Source organism: Kribbella sp. VKM Ac-2566, from assembly GCF_004366005.1.
Lineage (GTDB): Bacteria > Actinomycetota > Actinomycetes > Propionibacteriales > Kribbellaceae > Kribbella > Kribbella pratensis.
Genome location: NZ_SODT01000014.1, coordinates 289114 through 307097, shown reverse-complemented (window position 1 = coordinate 307097; position 17984 = coordinate 289114). Strand labels below are relative to the sequence as shown.

The 17984-nt window shown below is 68.5% G+C and carries 19 protein-coding genes and 1 pseudogene; 6 read left to right on the top strand and 14 right to left on the bottom strand.

The features are described from left to right. Nucleotides 1-109 precede the first annotated feature (109 nt). From mce to EV647_RS35345, 5 genes are all read left to right on the top strand, one after another. Nucleotides 110-535: a methylmalonyl-CoA epimerase gene (gene mce / locus EV647_RS35365; RefSeq protein ID WP_134010906.1), complete on the top strand. Its 426-nt coding sequence runs from the start codon at nt 110-112 to the stop codon at nt 533-535. Nucleotides 536-592: 57 nt separating this feature from the next. Continuing rightward, entirely contained in the window at nt 593-1492 is a 900-nt protein-coding gene (locus EV647_RS35360) for a sensor histidine kinase (protein ID WP_134010904.1), read from the top strand. 158 nt (nt 1493-1650) lie between these two features. Further along, a complete protein-coding gene (gene ccrA / locus EV647_RS35355) occupies nt 1651-2982 on the top strand; it encodes a crotonyl-CoA carboxylase/reductase (RefSeq protein WP_202876421.1) in 1332 nt (443 codons plus the stop codon). Nucleotides 2983-3077: 95 nt separating this feature from the next. Beyond that, nucleotides 3078-4961, top strand: coding sequence for a transposase (locus EV647_RS35350; protein ID WP_134010902.1), 1884 nt, complete (start codon nt 3078-3080; stop codon nt 4959-4961). Then, nucleotides 4958-6235 carry an AI-2E family transporter gene (locus EV647_RS35345; protein ID WP_134010900.1) on the top strand — a complete coding sequence of 426 codons (1278 nt, stop codon included), beginning with the start codon at nt 4958-4960 and terminating at the stop codon, nt 6233-6235. Before EV647_RS35350 ends, EV647_RS35345 begins: the two co-directional genes overlap by 4 nt. Here the strand turns inward: EV647_RS35345 and EV647_RS35340 are convergent, their stop codons facing one another. Beyond that, nucleotides 6236-7000 carry a phytanoyl-CoA dioxygenase family protein gene (locus EV647_RS35340; protein ID WP_134010898.1) on the bottom strand — a complete coding sequence of 255 codons (765 nt, stop codon included), beginning with the start codon at nt 6998-7000 and terminating at the stop codon, nt 6236-6238. It abuts the gene before it with no gap. Nucleotides 7001-7086: 86 nt separating this feature from the next. Between EV647_RS35340 and EV647_RS35335 the strand changes: the two genes are divergently transcribed. Further along, nucleotides 7087-7821 carry an AraC family transcriptional regulator gene (locus EV647_RS35335; RefSeq protein WP_166680503.1) on the top strand — a complete coding sequence of 245 codons (735 nt, stop codon included), beginning with the start codon at nt 7087-7089 and terminating at the stop codon, nt 7819-7821. Between the two features lies 1 nt (nt 7822). Here the strand turns inward: EV647_RS35335 and EV647_RS35330 are convergent, their stop codons facing one another. The 13 genes and pseudogenes from EV647_RS35330 to EV647_RS43765 all read right to left on the bottom strand — a co-directional run. Beyond that, nucleotides 7823-8575 (bottom strand): carbohydrate deacetylase, encoded by a 753-nt coding sequence (locus EV647_RS35330; RefSeq protein ID WP_166680502.1) that lies wholly within the window; start codon nt 8573-8575, stop codon nt 7823-7825. A gap of 64 nt (nt 8576-8639) precedes the next feature. Next, nucleotides 8640-9386, bottom strand: coding sequence for a PIG-L deacetylase family protein (locus tag EV647_RS35325; RefSeq protein WP_134010893.1), 747 nt, complete (start codon nt 9384-9386; stop codon nt 8640-8642). Between the two features lie 10 nt (nt 9387-9396). Beyond that, entirely contained in the window at nt 9397-10272 is an 876-nt protein-coding gene (locus tag EV647_RS35320; protein WP_134010891.1) for a carbohydrate ABC transporter permease, read from the bottom strand. Next, on the bottom strand, nt 10269-11207 hold the full coding sequence (locus EV647_RS35315) for a carbohydrate ABC transporter permease (protein WP_238175846.1): 939 nt from the start codon (nt 11205-11207) through the stop codon (nt 10269-10271). The genes EV647_RS35320 and EV647_RS35315 overlap by 4 nt, the downstream gene beginning before the upstream one ends. Further along, a complete protein-coding gene (locus tag EV647_RS35310) occupies nt 11204-12490 on the bottom strand; it encodes an extracellular solute-binding protein (protein WP_134010889.1) in 1287 nt (428 codons plus the stop codon). Before EV647_RS35310 ends, EV647_RS35315 begins: the two co-directional genes overlap by 4 nt. Before the next feature lies 1 nt (nt 12491). Then, a complete protein-coding gene (locus EV647_RS35305; RefSeq protein WP_134010887.1) occupies nt 12492-13457 on the bottom strand; it encodes a GNAT family N-acetyltransferase in 966 nt (321 codons plus the stop codon). Then, nucleotides 13454-14560 (bottom strand): exo-beta-N-acetylmuramidase NamZ domain-containing protein, encoded by a 1107-nt coding sequence (locus EV647_RS35300; protein ID WP_134010885.1) that lies wholly within the window; start codon nt 14558-14560, stop codon nt 13454-13456. Before EV647_RS35300 ends, EV647_RS35305 begins: the two co-directional genes overlap by 4 nt. A gap of 100 nt (nt 14561-14660) precedes the next feature. Beyond that, on the bottom strand, nt 14661-15140 hold the full coding sequence (locus tag EV647_RS35295; protein WP_134010883.1) for a VOC family protein: 480 nt from the start codon (nt 15138-15140) through the stop codon (nt 14661-14663). 41 nt (nt 15141-15181) lie between these two features. Further along, nucleotides 15182-15946, bottom strand: coding sequence for an alpha/beta fold hydrolase (locus EV647_RS35290; protein ID WP_134010881.1), 765 nt, complete (start codon nt 15944-15946; stop codon nt 15182-15184). 55 nt (nt 15947-16001) lie between these two features. Next, nucleotides 16002-16217, bottom strand: a complete 216-nt coding sequence (locus tag EV647_RS35285; protein WP_238175847.1) for a hypothetical protein — start codon at nt 16215-16217, stop codon at nt 16002-16004. A 120-nt stretch (nt 16218-16337) separates the two neighbouring features. After that, nucleotides 16338-16775, bottom strand: coding sequence for a hypothetical protein (locus EV647_RS35280; RefSeq protein ID WP_134010877.1), 438 nt, complete (start codon nt 16773-16775; stop codon nt 16338-16340). Between the two features lie 22 nt (nt 16776-16797). Then, entirely contained in the window at nt 16798-17070 is a 273-nt protein-coding gene (locus EV647_RS35275) for a hypothetical protein (protein ID WP_134010875.1), read from the bottom strand. Between the two features lie 205 nt (nt 17071-17275). After that, nucleotides 17276-17779, bottom strand: a pseudogene (locus tag EV647_RS43765) (hypothetical protein); the annotation flags it as partial. Between the last annotated feature and the right edge of the window lie 205 nt (nt 17780-17984).

Here is a 17984-nt window from a genome sequence, read left to right as displayed (position 1 = left end):
CGACCGCACTGGTACGCCGCTGCTCGCGCACGTCAGACGGGTCACACAGATGGTGTCAGGTGAGCCACTTTCGATGGTCTACTGCCGCGAGCTGCGCCAGGCTGACGGGATGGACCAGCTGTTCGACGCGATCGACCACGTCGGCATCGCGGTGCCCGACTTCGACGAGGCCGTCCGGTACTACGCCGACGTGTTCGGCATGACCGTGGCGCACGAGGAGATCAACGAGGAGCAGGGCGTCCGGGAGGCGATGCTCTCGGTCGGCGACTCGGGTTCCTCGATCCAGTTGCTGGCGCCGCTGTCGGACGCCTCGCCGATCGCGAAGTTCCTCGACCAGCGCGGCCCCGGCATCCAGCAGCTCGCGTACCGGGTCCGCGATCTCGACGCGGTCTCGACGGTCCTCCGCGACCGCGGCGCCCGCCTCCTGTACGACGAGCCGAAACGCGGCACCGCCGGCTCCCGCGTCAACTTCATCCACCCGAAGTCGGCCGGCGGAGTCCTGGTCGAACTCGTGGAGCCATCAACCTCGCACTAGCTGTGACGGCGCGCTGTTCGAGTCTCCTCGGCGTCGTTGGCGGACTACGCTGTTCGGGTGCTGAAGGACAGCGCCACCGACTCCTTGCACGGTGCGCCGGCCGGATTCCTGCACGACGCCTTTGTCCACGTGTCGGACGAGGAGTTCGTGCAGCGCTCGGCTGCGTTCATGCAGGATGGTCTGGCGGCGGGGGAAACCATCGTGGCCGTGCTGCCTCCGGAGCGCATCGCCGTACTGCGCGACGCTCTCGGACCGATCCACCATGAGGTCTGTTTCACCGACATGACCGTTGCCGGGGGCAACCCGGCGCGGCTGATCCCGTACTGGCGGAGCGTCATCGAGCAGCACCCCGGCCCGGTGCGCGGGCTCTCCGAGCCGGCGTACCCGGGCCGAAGCGCGGCGGCGTACGACGAGGTGCTGCTGCACGAGGCGCTGTCCGACATCGCGTTCGCGCAGGACCGGGCGTTCCGGCTGTACTGCGCGTACCAGGCGTCCGTCGGCATCGACCCGACCGTGACGCATTCCGGCGCGGAAGCTCTTGCGGAGAAGGAGTTCCGGACCGCGCTCGACGACGTACCGGACCGGGCCGAGCGGTGGGAGTTCGGGCCGGGCGAGCTCGGGCAGGTCCGGCAGTGGCTCAGTGGGCAGGCGGCGTCGCACGGCGTGTCGAGGGACAGGCTCGAGGACCTGTCGCTGGCGTTGCACGAGATCTGCACGAACAGCATCAGGTTCGGCGGCGGACGCGGGCGGCTGGCGGTGTGGATCGCCGACGGCACGCTGATCTGCGACGTACGGGACTGCGGGCGGATCGACGACCTGCTCGTCGGACGCGTGCTGCCGCCGCTGGACGGGCTCGGCGGGCGAGGCGTCTGGCTCGCCAACCAACTGTGCGACCTGGCGCAGTTGCGGTCGGGGGACGACTTCACCCAGGTACGGCTCCACACGCGTCTGCGGTGACCTCGAGGCGATAAGACCACTGACAACGGTGGACTGGAAAAGTGACGGTCGTCTCAACCGTCGCTCGCTGTGTTACAGCGCACAGCCAGGGGCGCATACTCAACGGTAAGTTCCGCTCACCGATTTGTTACGGGACCGCCGCTGCAGGAGGTACTTTCGTGAAGCAGATCCTTGAGGCGATCCTCTCCGGCGACAACGCCGCCGTCGGAGAGCTCGACGTACCGGAGCATTACCGCGGAATCACCGTCCATGCCGACGAGGCCGCGATGTTCGACGGGCTGGACAGCAAGGAGAAGGATCCGCGCAAGAGTCTGCACCTCGACGACGTACCGACGCCCGAGCTCGGGCCGGGTGAGGCGCTGGTCGCGGTGATGGCCAGCGCGATCAACTACAACACCGTCTGGACGTCGATCTTCGAGCCGGTGTCGACCTTCTCGTTCCTGAAGCGGTACGGGAAGCTGTCGCCGCTGACGGCCCGGCACGACCTGCCGTACCACGTGGTCGGCTCCGACCTGGCAGGCGTCGTACTGCGGACCGGACCGGGCGTCAACGCCTGGAAGCCGGGCGACGAGGTGGTCGCGCACTGCCTGTCGGTCGAGCTGGAGTCGCCGGACGGGCACAACGACACGATGCTCGACTCCGAGCAGCGGATCTGGGGATTCGAGACGAACTTCGGCGGTCTCGCCGAGATCGCGCTGGTGAAGTCGAACCAGCTGATGCCGAAGCCGGCCCACCTGACGTGGGAGGAAGCTGCGTCGCCGGGGCTGGTGAACAGTACGGCGTACCGGCAGCTGGTGTCCGCGAACGGCGCCAACATGAAGCAGGGCGACGTGGTGCTGGTCTGGGGCGCGTCCGGCGGTCTGGGGTCGTACGCGACGCAGTTCGCGCTGAACGGCGGGGCGATCCCGGTGTGCGTGGTGTCGTCGCCGGAGAAGGCGGAGCTCTGCCGGGCGATGGGCGCCGAGCTGATCATCGACCGGACGGCGGAGGGGTACCGGTTCTGGAAGGACGAGACGACCCAGGACCAGAAGGAGTGGAAGCGGTTCGGGGCGCGGATCCGGGAGCTGACCGGCGGGGACGACCCGGACATCGTGTTCGAGCACCCGGGCCGCGAGACGTTCGGGGCGTCGGTGTACGTCGCCCGCAAGGGCGGCACGATCGTGACGTGCGCGTCGACGTCCGGGTTCATGCACGAGTACGACAACCGGTACCTCTGGATGAACCTGAAACGGATCATCGGCTCTCACTTCGCGAACTACCGCGAGGCCTGGGAGGCCAACCGGCTGATCGCCAAAGGCATGGTGCACCCGACGGTCAGCAAGGTCTACCCACTCGAGGACACCGCGCAGGCGGCGTACGACGTCCATCGCAACCTCCACCAGGGCAAGGTCGGCGTCCTCACCCTGGCCCCCACCGAAGGCCTCGGCGTCCGCGACCCCGCGCTGCGCGAGCAGCACCTGGGCGCCATCAACCGCTTCCGCAACAGGTAGTTGCCACCGACTCCCGATTGGCTGGTTTCGAGTCGGTTCTGACAGGCTTAAGGTGGGGGATTCACACTGAGCCGCCAGAAGGGAACCTCGGGAGAATGCCTGACGAGTCGAGCCTGCCGTTCTTCGACCGCACGGCGACTGCGGCCGGGGGCTTCCCGGTCAGTCGCCGAGGGTACGACAAGCAGGCCGTGGACGACTATGTCCGCGCGCTGGAGATGCAACTCGTCGAGGCACGCAACCGCGCCGACGAGCTGCAGCAGAGTGTCGCGCCGATGCAGCACGAGCTCGCGGAGACGCGGCGCCAGCTCGAGGCCAGCGCCAACCCGTCGTACGCCGGGCTCGGCGACCGGGCCGCGCAGATCCTCCGGCTCGCCCAGGACCAGGCGTCCGAGGCGCTCGACGAAGCCAAGCGTGAGGCGGAGGAGCTCCGCGCGAACGCGGCCAAGGAGGCTGCCGCGGCGCGGGCGACCGGTGAGCGTGAGGCCGAGGACATCCGGACCGTCGCGCTGAACGAGGCGGACAGCATGCGCCGTACCGCCGAGGGTGACGCGGCCGAGCTGCGGCGTACGGCGGAAACCGAGGCCGCCGAGGTGCTGCAGGCGGCCCGGCGGAAGGCGGAGCAGCTGCAGCTGACCGCCGAGTCGCAGGCGAGCACGCTGAAGAACGGGGCGCTGCACGAGGCCGAGAAGATCCGGACCGCGATCCAGCGCGAGTCGGCAGCCCTGCGCGCGCGGCTGGCGGACGAGCGCGAGCAGCAGGCCAAGGAGCTGGCCGACAAGCACCAGCAGATCGCGGCCGACACCGACAGCCTGACCACCCAGATGAAGGAGGCCGCCGAGGCGTCCGAGCGCCGGGTGGCCGAGGCGACCGAGCAGGCCCGCAAGATCCGCGCCGAGGCGGAGGAGTCGGCCGAGCGGACGCTCGCGCGTGCCCGCCGGGAGGCCGAGCAGCTGCTGACCACCGCGCGTACCCGCGCCGAGGCCGAGCTGGCGAACGCGGCCGACGAGGCGGAGCGGTCCCGGACCGTCGTCGCCCGCGAGACCGAGCGCCTGGCGAAGCGCCGCGACGGCATCCTCACCCAGATCGCCGGCCTGAACGAGATCGCCAGCAACATCGCCCGCCAGGCCGCCGAGCTCGACTCGGAGACCGCCGCGGGGCCGTACGCAAACCCGTTCGCCCGGCCCGCCGAGTCCCCCCGGCCCCCGGCCGGTGCGCTGGGGCAGGGTGTCGGCAGCCCCTTCGCCTCAGAGCCCTCGACCCCGTACCCCTCCGCCCCCTCAGCTCCGTCCGACTCAGCTCCTGCTGGCTCGGGTCCTGCTGGCTCGGGTCCTGCTGGCTCGGGTCCTGCTGGCTCGGCTCCGGCTGGCTCGGGTTCGGCTGGCTCGGGTTCGGCTCCGGCCGGGGCAGGTACGGCGGCTGACTCGGGCGCTGCCGCGGACTTCGGGGATGACGACAGCCCGTTCCCGGCGACGACGCCGGCCGACAACCCGTTCCCGGGGGCGACGCCTGCCGCGGGATCCTCGCGCGAGTCGTCGTACGACACCGAGGGCCCGTTCACCGGTTCGAGCCCGTTCGTCGGCATCGACGCCGGGGACGCCCGCGTCGACGAGACCCGGATCGACACCGGCCTGCGCATCGACCCGAAGGACGCCGGCAACCTCGCCGGCCAGACCAGCAAGACCGCCGGCGGCCCGGCCGACCCCGCTGCCGACGCCGCGGACCTCGCCGAGCTTGCCGACATCGCCAATTCTGCCGACCTGGTCGAGACGGCCGGTGCCGAGGACTCGGACGACGACGACAAGCCGAAGGACTCGACGATGGTCGACGAGTTCCGGCTGGGTGACCTCGCGAGCGAGGAGACTCGGGTCCAGAAGCGGCGCTCCAGCTCGGCGAAGTCCTCCGACGACGAGTCGCCCGCGGACGACGAGAAGACCGATGCGGCCACCGCGCGCGCGCGATCCCCGAAGGACAAGATGTGACGCCATCCGGCGACGACACCTCCACAGCGACCCCCGACAAGGATCTGGCCGACGCCACGCGCGAAGCCAAGTCCGCCGCCGCGGAAGCCCAGGCCGCCGCCGACAAGAGCGAACAATCCGCAACCGAGGCAGCCGATGAGGCTGCTGCCGCCGCGCATGCGGACGACGACGACACGAACTTCGCGGACGAACTGCTGATCGAAGAGCGGCACCCGTCCGTCGGTATGGGTACGCCGGGTCCGCCGCTGCGCCGGGGGAACCCGTTCACGTTCGGCTTCTTCGCGGCACTCGGCGTACTCGTCGCCCTGGGTCTGTGGAACGCAGCCGGCCAGGCCCGCTCGGTCCTGATCCTGCTGCTGGTCTCGATGTTCATTGCGGTCGGCCTGAACCCGCTGGTCGAGTGGTTCATGCGCCGCGGACTGAAGCGCGGCCTGTCCGTCGGCGTGGTGTTCCTGCTGATGATCCTCGCGGTCGCCGGTGTCGCCGTCGCGATCGTCCCGGTCGTCTCGGACCAGATCAACAGCCTGATCAAGAACGCGCCCGAGTGGCTCGACCTGCTGAACAAGTCGAAGACTCTCAACGAGCTGGACGACAAGTACCACTTCATCCAGAAGGCCCAGGAATACGTCCAGGACCCGGCGCTGGCGCAACGTGCGTTCGGCGGGATCCTCGGCGTCGGCAAGGTGGTCGCGGGCGCGCTGTTCAACACGTTCACGATCCTGGTGCTGACGCTGTACTTCCTCGCCTCGCTCCCCTCGGTGAAGCGGGCGGCGTACAGCCTGGTCCCCAGCACCCGCCGTACCCGCGTCTCGATCCTCGGCGACGAGGTCCTCGGCCGGGTCGGCGGCTACGTCAGCGGCCAGTTCCTGGTGGCGCTGACCGCCGGTGTCATGATGTTCATCTTTCTCGAGATCATCGGGCTGCGGGAGTACGCCGTGGCGCTGGCGATCGTGGTGATGTTCTGTGACTTCATCCCGATGGTCGGCGGCCTGATCGGCGTCGTCGTGGTCGCGCTGATCGGCTTCACCGGCGGCCTCGGGATCGGCATCGCCTGCCTGATCTACGGCGTCATCTACCAGCAGGTCGAGAACTACTTCGTCGCACCGCGCATCATGCGCCGGGCCGTCGACATCCCCGGCGCCGTCACGGTCATCGCCGCCCTCCTCGGCGGCGCCCTCCTCGGCGTCGTCGGCGCCCTCCTGGCCATCCCGTCAGCCGCCGCCATCCTCCTCATCATCCGAGAAGTCTGGGTCCGCAAAGCCGACGCCTCCTAGCTAGGAACACGTGACGTCGAGGATGAAGTGCTGGGCGGGGGTCAGGCGGTTGTAGGTGTTGAGGCGGATGTAGGTCTGCTGGTCGAGCTGCTGGGGTAGGTGGCGTCGGGCGAAGTAGGAGTGCAGGGCTCGGCGGGGGTTGTCGGTGCGGTTCTGGGTGCCGCCGTGCCAGAGGTGGCTGTTGAAGATGACGACCGTGCCGGCTTGGCCGGTCAGTTGGATCTGGTCGGTGTGGTCGGCGCCCGGGTCGGGCATCTCGTCGCCGGGCATGGTGCCGCGGCGGTGGGAACCGGGGACCACGCGGGTGGCGCCGTTCTCGGGGGTGAAGTCGTCGAGGAGCCAGATCGAGTTGCAGACCTCGTACTCGCCCGGTTGGACGGGATGCCCGAAGTCCACATGCAGGCCCTGGCGCCCTTCACCGGGTAGGGCCGCGCGGCTGTTGAGGGACGAGAGTTTGAACTCGCCCAGCACGTGCCGCATGGCCGCCAGCACCCGCGGGTGACTGAAGCACACCTCGAACCTCGGATCCTTGTTCACCAGATCCGCCAACCGGTCCGTACCCCGCTCCTGATGCACCTCGAGGCCGGCCCGATCCCCCTCGGCCGCGGTCAGTTCGGCCAGCCGTTCGTTGATCGCGGCCACCTCCTCCGCCGTGAGAATCCCCTCCAGTGGAAGGAACCCGTGGCGGTCGAGCTGGTCCTTCTCGTCCTGCGTGAGTACGTCGTCAGTGACGCCGAGATCGCGTAATGCGGTCGCCATATCCATCGGAGTGCTCCTTCACAAGATGCACGAATCGATGCCAGCATCGTTGCGACGTAACCTGAGAAACAATGCAGGAGGCGACAGGGCTTATGCACAAATCGCCACGGCTGCTCGGCGCCGGCGTACACACGGCGGCGCCCGGCAAGGACTATCCGCCCCACGCGCACACGTCGTGGGAGCTCGTGTACTACGTTCGCGGCCGGATCACCTGCCCCGTCGGCGACGAGACGTACGACGCCACTCCGGGCACCGTGCTCCTCACCCCGCCGCACACCTGGCACGCCGAGCAGAGCCGCACCGGGTACGCGAACCGCTTCCTCCAGGTCGACGCCGCAACCACCCACCCCTGGCCGCGCCTGTGCTACGACGACACCGACCACACCCTGCGCCGGGTCTTCGACGCCCTGGTCCGCGAAACCGAGAGCGAGGACCTCCGCTCCCTGCTCCTGGCCGAGCTGGATCTCCGCCTCCGCCGTGCCGCAGCCACCCCACCCACAACGCTCGCCGAACAACTCGTCGCCCAAGCCGAGCAGCTCTTGGAGGAACGCTTCGCGGCCGGTCTCCGCATCGCGCAGGTCGCAGCCGACCTCGGCGTCTCGCAGTCGGGCCTGCGGGCCGCGTTCACCCGCCTCCGCAACACCAGCCCGCAGGCCGCCCTTCAGGCAGTACGCCTACGCCACGCCCTGGCCCACATCCGCAACTCGACCCTCCCTCTCCAGGCCATCGCCGACCTGACCGGCTACCACTCGGTCAGCCACCTCACCCGCCACATCAAAGCCGCCACCGGCTCACCCCCGGGCGCCCTGCGCATCAAGGGCATGTGAATCAGAAGGCAGCCTGGACCGTGGTGAGTTCGATGTCGTGGGCCTCGATGGCTTGGCGGATCTCCGGGTCGGTGACCATCGCCTGGTCGGAGAGGCGGTACTCCTCGGCCCAGCGGTAGGTGTATGAGCCGGGCCGGTGGATTGCTGCTAGCTCCGGTTCGGCGGCTGCGCAGTGCGTGACGAGCAGGTGGACGCCGGGCGTCAGCTTGTCCAGGTACTCGAGCAGCCAGGGCTTCTTCTCGGCGGCGTCGCGGTCGCTCAACGTCTCGATCGACGTGAACCGTTTCGACTCCTCCGGCCCGTAGATGAACGGCTTCCCGAGCGCCGCCGAGACCTCGTCGTACGCCGCCGGTGCTGCCTGACCCATGTGTACGTCGAGATACTCGAGCGTCAGCCCTTCCGCCGCGAACTTCGCCGCCTGCGCCGACAACTCCCGTACCGCGTCCGCGTGACTGACCGCAGCCTTGGACTCCTCGACCGTACGCCGGAACGTGCCGTCCTCCCCCACCAACGACGTACCGTCCGTCAACGGCCGCCACCGGAGGAAGTCCCACTCACACGTCAGCGTCTGATGCACACCCACCGGGATCGCGAACTCGCGCGCCAACGCGGCCGCCTCCGTGAACCACGGGCAGGCCGCCATCGTCGACGCCTGCGTCACGATCCCCTCGCGAAAGGCCTGCACCGTCCCCACGTTGACCGCATGACACATCCCGAAGTCGTCACCCTGAACAACCAGCCGGACTTCACTCACGCCTACTCCCACCATCCGCCGACAGAGCCACCACTGACCGTACGACCAAACGCCGACAGATCCCCTATGGTCCGGCGAGTTTGGTGACCTCTGGGGACTGATCGGTGTGGAAGGCGCACGCCCGGGGGTACGACGCCAGACAGCCGCGAGTCGTCATCAGCGCGGTGTAGTAGTCGATGTACCGGAAGCCGTACGTCTCGCCGCGGGCGAAGGCCTGGTGCCGGATGGCGGACACCCAGCGGTAGAACGCCTCGTCGGAGATCGGGACGTACAGCGAAGGCGTGAAGCCCTCCATGTCCTCCCAGTTCTCCGCGTGCAGGAACGAGCGCACGCCGTGCCGCGGCAGTGCGGCGAGCTTCGCGGCCAGTTCGGCGTACGGCGTGATGGCGGCGAAGTCGTCCGCGGGATCGATCGGCAGACCGGCGAGGAAGCGGGCGCGCTCGGCCAGCACAGCGGTGTGCTCGTGATCGCGGTGGATCGAGTGCTTCCAGTGCGTGATGATCGTGTCGGGCTGCTTCTCGCGGATGATCTGGGCGAGCTGCAGGGCCACGTCGTCGGTGTCCGGGAGGAAGCCGTCGCTGTGGTCGAGGACCAGGAAGTCCGCGCCGATCGCCTCCGCGAACGCCGTACCCTCCGCGATCTTCTGCTTCTTGTAGTCGGCCGGCGTCAGCCGCGGGTGGCCGCGCTCCCCCGGTGTGAGCGCGACGATCGTCGCCGACGCGCCCTCCAGGACGAGCTTGGCCAGCGTCGGCCCGGCGGTCAGGTCCATGTCGCCGATGTGCGCCCCGATGGCGAGCACTGATCTGGTCACAACAATCTCCTCACTTCAGGCCGCTGAGTACGACGCCACGCACGTAGTACTTCTGGAACACCAGGAACACGACCAGCACCGGCAACGTGCTGATCACCAGGCCGGCCATCACGATCGGCATGGTGCGGTCCGGATCGAGGAAGCTCTGCAGCAGCTGGATGCCGACCGGCAGCGTCTGCAACGACGGGTCGGACGACGAGATCAGCAGCGTCCAGATGTACTCGTTCCAGGTGCCGATGAACGTGATCAGCCCGAGCGTGATCGCCACCGGCTTGGTCTGCGGCAGCACGATCAGCCGCCAGATCTGCCACTGGTTCGCGCCGTCGATCTTGGCCGCCTCGAGCATCTCGTCCGGCAGCGAGATCATGAACTGCCGCATCAGGAAGATCCCGAACCCGGAGACCGTGAACGGCAGGATCAGCGCCAGCAGGCTGGTCGTCAGCCCGCCGTCGCCGCCGCGTCCGAGGAAGTCGTTGCCGCCGGCCAGCGGCCAGTTGAGCATGATCAGGAACGTCGGGATCAGCAGCAGGAACGGCGGCAGCATCATCGTCGCGAGGATGAACCGGAAGATCACCGCCCGCCCGCGGAACCTCAGCTTGGCCAGCGCGTACCCGGCCAGCGCCGAGGTGATCAGCACCGACACCGTCACGCTGACCGTGACGATCACGCTGTTGCGGAACAGCCGTGGCAGCTCCAGCTGCGAGAACGCCTCGCGGTAGTTGTCCAGATCGAACGACTCCGGGAACAGCTTGTACGGGATCACGCCGTACTCGCCCGCGCCCTTGAACGAGCTCATCACCATGTCGAGGAACGGCATCACCATCGCGACCCCGCCGAGGATCACGACCAGGTACGCGAACCACGGGAACTTGCCGTGCCGCCTCACGAGGTCTCCTCCCCGCGCCGCCGGGCGACCCACAACTGCAGCAGGGTGATCGCCAGGATGATCACGAACAGCACCATCGCCATCGCGCTCGCCGTGCCCCAGGCGCCGTACTTGAACGCCCGCTGGTACATCTCGAAGGCCGCCACGTTGGTCGCGTTCACCGGCCCGCCGTCACCCGTCATCACGATGATCAGCGCGAACGACTGCAACCCGCCGATGAACTGCGTGATCAGCACGAACAGCAAGGCCGGCCGCAGCAACGGCAACGTGATCGACCAGAACATGTGCCACGAGTTCGCCCCGTCCACCTCGGCCGCCTCGTAGTACATCTCCGGGATTGCCTTCAGCCCGGCCGTCAGGATCAGGACGGCTCCGCCGATCGAGGCCCAGGCCTGTACGACGGTCACCGACGGCAGCGCGTACGACGCGTCGGACAGGAACCCGATGCTGTTCACACCGAGCTTGTTCAGCACACCGTTGATCAGCCCGGCCGGTTGGTACATCATCTTCCACACGTTGCCGATGGCCACGACCGTGGCGACCACGGGCAGGAAGTACAGCACCCGCCAGAACCCCTGGAACGCCAGCCGATCGATGCAGTAGGCCACCAGCACCGACCCGAACGTGGCCAGGAACACCGACCCGAAGGCGAACAGCAGCGTGTTCACCAGGATCGGCTTGACGAACGTCCCGTCGAAGCTCAGGACGTCGCCGAAGTTCGCCGTACCGGCCCACTTCAGGGTCCCGAGGTCGAAGCCGCCCCAGTCCGAGAACGCGAGCACGATCGCGAAGATGAACGGCAGGATCAGGAACACGCAGAAGAACAGCAATGCCGGCGCGAGGAACAGGTACGCCGCCCGTCCCTCGCGCTGCAGCTTTCCGACGCGCTGGGCCGGCACCGCCAACGTGCCGACCCTGCCGACCGCGGACGTCATTGCGGCTTGACCGCCTTGGCCGCCTGCGCCAGCGCGTCGTCCGGGTTCTTGCCGTCGGCAAGCACACCCATGAGCGCGTTGTGCAGCGCGGTCTTCGCCTCGTACGCACCCGGCTGGTTGGGTTCGGCCATCGCGTACGTCGCCGCGTCGTAGATCGGCGCCAGGTTCGGGTCGGACAACGACTTCTTGTACGCCGCCTGGTCAGCGGTCCGCGGCGGGATCAGGCCCTGGTCGGCCAGCCACTTGCCGGTCTCGGTCACCTGACCGTCGGCCGCCTTGTGTTCGTTCATCCAAGTGAGGAACTTCCACGCTTCGTCGGCGTGCTTGCTGCGCTGATTCACGCCCATGAAGAACCCGTACGCCAGCGAGCCCTTGCTGCCCGCCGTCGGCCCGGGGATCGCGGTCACGCCGACGTCGGAGGAGTACTTGTCCTTCATCTGGGTCTTCAGGCTGCCGATCCACCAGCCGGCCTGGATCGCCATCGCGACACCGCCGCTGCGGAACTGCTTGGTCGGCATGATCGAGGGGTTGGTCGCCTTCGCGGCCGCGAGGTCGGCCTCGAACTTCAGCGCCGCCTTGCCCTCGGCGTTGTCGAACTGCGCCGTACCGTCCGGGCCGAGGAACTTCCCGCCGGCTGCGTCGAGCAGCGACAGGAACGGGTGCACGGACTTGTTGTCGCCGTCCTGGATCAGGCTCAGGCCCTCGACCTGGATGTTGCCCTTGGCATCGCGCTGCACCGTCTTCTTGGCCGCGTCGGCGAGCTCGGCCCAGGTGGTCGGCGGCTTGCTGATGCCGGCCGCGGCCAGGATCTTCTTGTTGTAGAAGAGCACGTAGGTGTTCAGCTCGGTCGGGTACCCGAGCAGCGTGTCGCCGGTGGTCACCGCGCCGAGCGCGGCCGGGCTGTACTCCGCCTTGATCTTGGTCGCGATGTCCTCCGGCACCTTGGCCACGACGTTCGCCTTCATCAGCTGGCCGCCCCACAGGCCGTACGCGCTGACGATGTCGGCGCCGCGGCCGCCGGTCTGCCGGACCGTCATCGTGGTGAGCAGGTCGTCGAACTTGACCACCTGCGCCTTCACCTGGACCTTCGGGTTCTCCTTGTTCCACTGCTGGATCATCTTGTCCAGCCCTTCCTTGGACGGGCCGTCGCTGTAGTGGCTCAGCAGCGTCAGCTCGACCTTGTCGCCGCTGCCGCCCGCCGCGCCGCCACCGCCGCCGCAGGCCGCGGCCGTGGCGAACAGTCCGAGCGCAACAGCAAGCCGCAGACCTCTGGAAATCCTCATGTCATTCCTTCCCGCCATCCGGGACCAGGGGCGCCCGGAGGATGGTGAACGTGCGGGTGATGTCGAAACCTGTCTTCAGGTACAGCTGCCCGGCGGCGGACTTCTCGCCGGTCCACAGGAACCAGGCGCTGTGCGCGCCGGCGGCGACCATCCGCTCGAGCGTCAGGTGCAGCAACACCTTCCCGAGCCCGGTGCCGCGGGAGGCCGGCAGGACGCCGAACGGCCCGAAGCGGTCGATCACCGCCTCGTACGTCCCATGCATCGCCCAGCCGAGGATCGCTCCACTGGGGTCGCGTGCTACCACGATGCGGTCGAGTGGCAGACCGGACACGACGCCCTCGCGGATCGCGCGCGCCCAGTCCGGGTTGAACTCCGCGCCCGCGATCGCGATCAGCGCGGTCAGCTCGTCGCCGGATGGTGTACCAAAGCTGTAGCCCTCGGCCGTCAGCGCGTCGATCCGCTTACGGACCTCGTCCGGAACGGCGTACCCAACGAGGCTGCGGTCCATCGCGACCGCGTCGTACCCGCGCTCGAAGCCGAGCTCGGCGAGCAATCGAGCCGCGGCGGGATAGCGCGCCGCGTCGAGACCGGGGAGGAAGTAGTTCGGCGTGTACGACGAGAAGTAGACCTCGGACCGCCCGTGGGACCGGAGCCAGTCCATTGCCGCGGACAACAACTCGCGCCCGAGACCACGACCGCGGTACTCCGGATGCACGAAGAAGAACGGGATCCAGCCGGACGCCGGCTCCAGGTCGTCGGCGTCGACGGCGATCAGCCGGCGGACGGCGTACGCGGCGCCGACGACCTGATCATTGATCACGGCCACCTGCAGACCGGCCGCGTCGAAGTTGCGGTCGAGCAGGAACAGGTCACGGAACCGCTGGTAGCTGATCGGGTCGGCCGGCGCCGCGGCGGCCCAGGCCGCAGCCAGTGCCGGCCCGTCGCCGACCTGGAACGAACGGATCATCGGGCAGCCCCTTCGTAGAGCAGTACTCCGTCGCGTACCCAGTCGGCCGGTGTGGTTGCCGCGGGCAAGAGCTCGACCGGGTCGTCACCGGCCTCCAAGGCTTTCCGCAGCGAGTCCGAACCCCACAGTTTGTCGAGCGACGGCAACAGATCGAAGTCGTCGGGATACAGCTCGTTCAGCACCCGCAACATCGTCAGCGCGGTCCGCACCGGCTCGAACGCATCGCGGTCCACGACGTGCAGCTGTACGCCGGACAGCGGCTGGCCCGCGTACTTGTGGAACACCGGCTCGAACCACGTCCGCCGGAAGATCACCCCGGGCAGCTCACACGCGCGCAACGCCGGCACAAGCCGGTCATCGACGTACGGCGCTCCGATCGTCTCGAACGGTCGCGTCGTACCGCGGCCCTCGCTCAGGTTCGTGCCCTCGAACAGGCCGGTGCCGGGGTACACCAAAGCCGTCTCCGGTGTCGGCATGTTCGGCGACGGCGGCACCCACGGCAGACCGGTCCCGGTCGAGGTACGGCTCCAGCCCTCCGCCTCGACGACCGTTGCCGTACCCAACTGAAGGGCGAGTTCGCCGACCGTCAGTCCGTGCCGGAGTGGGATCGGCGCCCGCCCGACGAAGCTCTCGAACCCGGGCTGCAGCAGCGGGCCCTCGACCCGTAGGCCGCCGAGCGGGTTCGGCCGGTCCAGCACCACAAATGGCATACCAAGCCGGGCGGCCGACTGCTGGCAGTCGTACATCGTCCAGATGTAGGTGTAGAACCGCGTCCCGATGTCCTGGATGTCGAACAGCAGTACGTCGACACCGGAGAACAGGTCGTCGAGCTCGGCCACCGTACGCCGATAGGTGTCGAACACCGGCAGTCCGGTGTCGGGGTCGACGCCCTCGCCTTCGCTTTCACCCGCTTGCGCCGTACCGCGGAGGCCGTGCTCGGGACCGAACAACGCCGTCAACGGCAACCCGGCCGCACGCAACGCGACCGAGGTCGGCGTGAGGTCCGGCAGCACGCCGGTGAAGTTCGTGATCAGTCCCAGGCGCCCGTCCGGCACCAACCCCGGGTCCTCGGCCAGACGCTGCGCGCCGGTCCGGACCACCATCGCCACCACCCCAGATCGTGGATCCTGCAGGAACTGGGTTGAAAACTTACCGATGTTTTCAGGTGAAGGTCAATGGATTACGGACAAACGTTTGCCGGTGTCAGGTTCCGAGCGAGCCCAGGTAGTCCATCACACGCGCGCGGATCTCGTCCGCCGGGATGTCGCGGGCCCGCAGTTCCGCCATCCAGCCGTCGTACACCTCGTTGGAGGCACTCAGCTCGAGCGCGATGCCGTCCGGATCCCGGAAGTTCAGGTGCGACCCGAACGCCTCGTCCCGGATCGGCGTGTACGTGACCCCGAGCGCCTCGAAGCGTCGCTCCCACTCGACGAGCTCGTCCCGACTCGCCGCCGCCATCCCGACGTGGTCGAGACCCGTTGTCAGCTCGGTGAACGGCGCGGCTGTCCCGAGCTCGTGCCTGCACAGCGACAGTACGAACCCGCTCGCCCGGTCGACGAACGTGCGCACGGTCCCGAAGTCCATCAGCGGCTTCAGCCCGAGGATCTCGGTGTAGAAGCGCTCGCTGCGATCCAGGTCGGTGACCGTCAGCGCGAGATCATCGATTCCCGCAAAGGCCGGCATGGTGGCCCCCTTCCCCTGCTCGCGAATGTAACTCCGCGGCGTCAGGGAAGGAACGGTGTGAGCAGGGCGAGGAAGTCGTCGAGGCGTTCGGCGTGGACCCAGTGCCCGGCCTCCGGGACTTCGGCGTACTGGACGTGCGGGAAGTACGCCGCGATGGTCGCGCGGTGGTCCTGCTGGACGTAGTCGGACTTGCCGCCGTAGATGAACAGCGTCGGCCCGTCGTACTGCCGTCCCTCGACCGCGGGCCAGCCGGAGATCGCCGGCAGCGCGGCCTCGATCACCGGCAGGTTGGGCCGCCACCGCGCACCGTCGGCGTCGAGGATCAGGTTCTGCAGCAGGAAGGCGCGTGTCCCGGGCGTCGGTACGGCGTCGGCGAGCTGGGCGTCCACCTCCGCCCGGCGGGTGATCGACGACAGGTCGGCGTTCCGCATCGCCCGGGCGTACTCGACGAACGCCGGCGGATACGCGACCGGCGCCGCGTCCACGACGACGAGCCGCTCGACCGCCGCGGGGTACTGCAGCGCGGTGAGCATTGCGGTCTTGCCGCCCATCGAGTGCCCGACGAGCGCGACCGGCCCGAGCCCGAGCGACTCGATCGTCTCGCGGACGTCGTCGGCCATCTCCGGGTAGCTCATCGTCTCGACGTGCGGCGAGGTCCCGTGGTTGCGCAGGTCGAACGCGAACACCCGGTGCCGGTCCGCGAGACGGCGCGCGGCGGTCATCCAGTTCCGCCCCGAGCCGAACAATCCGTGCATCACCACGACCGGCGTACCAGTGTCGCCGTACGCCGTGACCGGAAGCTTCATGCCCTCCACCCTTTCACCGAGCTCACCGACTGCTCACCGACTGCTCACCGTCTGCTCACCGACTGCGCTGCCAGCAGGCCGTGTGCCAGTGGCGCCGCTCGTCCAACGACTGGCTGCCACCGATCGCACCGAGCAGGCTCGGGTTCTCCGGCCACACCACGACGTGCGGGGTGGCCGGCAGGATCTGCTGGTCGCAGCCCGGGCAGCGGTACGACTTCGCGGACGCGGACCCGGACACCCGGCGGACGTTCCACTCGGCGCCCGCCTTCACCTCGCGAGACTGGGTACCACCAAGGAGCGGCCGGTCACTGACCGGCCGCTGCCACTTCGAAGGCCTCCTACGCGACATAGCCCCTCAAGGCTAGGCCATGCCCCAACCAGAGGTCTGACGTCATCGCCACCTGTCTCCAGGAGCACGCACGTACTGCTGCCAGACGTACCGCCACGGCGTGACCGCGAGGATGACCAGGACCACAGCGCAGTTGACCGCAATGGCTTGCGTAGCCGAGTCCATGTCTCCGGCGACTGCCTTGGGTAGTGCCACGACGGAGAGCCAGATGAGCTTCCAGGCGGACTCGAAAAGAAGGAGCGGCAGCAGCCGGACCGGGTAGCGCAGCCCGAGGAACGCGAGCAGCGACATGGCGGTGAGGATGCAGGTGACGACTCCTTCGAACAGCGGCCAGGAGCTGCCGTGGCTGATGAGGATCGGCCACTTGACGACGGCAAGACCGACGCCCATGAGGAGGTACCCGGCGCGCATGAGGTGCAGACGGTAGAGCGGCAGATCGGTGGTGGTCGTAGGTCCTGGGTGGGTGATCAGAGTCGACATCAGAGCTCCTTCGTGGGATGGCTCAGTGGTCCGCGGATCGAGACAGGATGCGGGTGCGGAGCCGGTGGAGTTGCGGCATCACGCCGTAGATCACGATCGGTACGGCGATCGTGGCCAGCACGAACGTGCGCAGTACGGGCGCGAGCGTGCCCAGCCAGTCGGCGAGGGTCAGGTTGAGCACGGTGAGGGTCGGAAAGACGGCCAGCCAGATCATCAACGCCAACTGATGCTTGGACGGCGGGCCGGCCACGCGCCGGCTGGGGTCGGCACTGGTGCGGGGGTTCGGGGTGGTCATATCGCTCCTTGGTGTTGTGATGGTGATGTGTGCGCGAGAGGTCAGTGCACGAGGTCGTGAACGGCTTTGCGTACGTCGTCCTCGACCAGGTCGGCGTCGAGCGCGATCGCGGCCGGCGCCGTCGGCGGTGACGGTGGCGGTGGCGGTGGCGACCTGGGCGGGTGGCGACGACATCGCCCGCGCCCCAGACGCCGGGAACGCCGGTGCGTCCAGTCGCCTCGACTGCGCCCCAGCCGCCGTCGTCAACCGCCCAACCGAGGCTGCGCAGAAGATGGTCGTTCGGTACGAACTCGGGCGGCACGAACAGCACATCCCGCGCCACCACGCTGCCGTCGACCAACTGCACACCGCGCAAGCGGCCACCGTCGACGATCAGCTGTACTCCCGTGCCGCGGCGGGACGTGACCTCCGCGCGGTTGTGGCTGAGGCTGACCGTTCCCGCGACCACACCGATCCCGCGGGCCGACAACGCGGATCGTCCGGTCGCAGTGAGCGCGTCGGGCGGGGTGAAGTAGACGAGCTCGTGGGTCCATTGGCGCACGATCTGCGCGTACGGGACCGCACCCGAGCTGCCTCCGATGACGCCGAGCCGACGGTCGCAGACCTCGTAGCCATGGCAGCACGGACAACGCAGAACGTCGCGTGCCCATTGGTCGCGCACTCCTGGGACGTCCAACAGTTCGTCCCACAGGCCGGCAGCCACCAGCATCCGACCCGCCAAGACCCGCCACCCGCCAACAACGCGCAGTCCGACACACACCCCAGCAACCACCACCACCCGACCCGCCAACACCCGCCACCCGCCAACAACACGCAGCCCGACACACACCCCAGCAACCACCACCACCCGACCCGCCAACACCCGCCACCCGCCAACAACACGCAGCCCGACACACACCCCAGCAACCACCACC

Coding starts and splice junctions, on each gene's coding strand:
- mce (WP_134010906.1), top strand. CDS start 110: ATGGACCAGCTGTTCGACGCGATCGACCACGTCGGCATCGCGGTGCCC.
- EV647_RS35350 (WP_134010902.1), top strand. CDS start 3,078: ATGCCTGACGAGTCGAGCCTGCCGTTCTTCGACCGCACGGCGACTGCG.
- EV647_RS35340 (WP_134010898.1), bottom strand. CDS start 7,000: ATGGATATGGCGACCGCATTACGCGATCTCGGCGTCACTGACGACGTA.
- EV647_RS35335 (WP_166680503.1), top strand. CDS start 7,087: ATGCACAAATCGCCACGGCTGCTCGGCGCCGGCGTACACACGGCGGCG.
- EV647_RS35315 (WP_238175846.1), bottom strand. CDS start 11,207: ATGACGTCCGCGGTCGGCAGGGTCGGCACGTTGGCGGTGCCGGCCCAG.
- EV647_RS35310 (WP_134010889.1), bottom strand. CDS start 12,490: ATGAGGATTTCCAGAGGTCTGCGGCTTGCTGTTGCGCTCGGACTGTTC.
- EV647_RS35305 (WP_134010887.1), bottom strand. CDS start 13,457: ATGATCCGTTCGTTCCAGGTCGGCGACGGGCCGGCACTGGCTGCGGCC.
- EV647_RS35300 (WP_134010885.1), bottom strand. CDS start 14,560: ATGGTGGTCCGGACCGGCGCGCAGCGTCTGGCCGAGGACCCGGGGTTG.
- EV647_RS35295 (WP_134010883.1), bottom strand. CDS start 15,140: ATGCCGGCCTTTGCGGGAATCGATGATCTCGCGCTGACGGTCACCGAC.
- EV647_RS35290 (WP_134010881.1), bottom strand. CDS start 15,946: ATGAAGCTTCCGGTCACGGCGTACGGCGACACTGGTACGCCGGTCGTG.
- EV647_RS35280 (WP_134010877.1), bottom strand. CDS start 16,775: ATGTCGACTCTGATCACCCACCCAGGACCTACGACCACCACCGATCTG.
- EV647_RS35275 (WP_134010875.1), bottom strand. CDS start 17,070: ATGACCACCCCGAACCCCCGCACCAGTGCCGACCCCAGCCGGCGCGTG.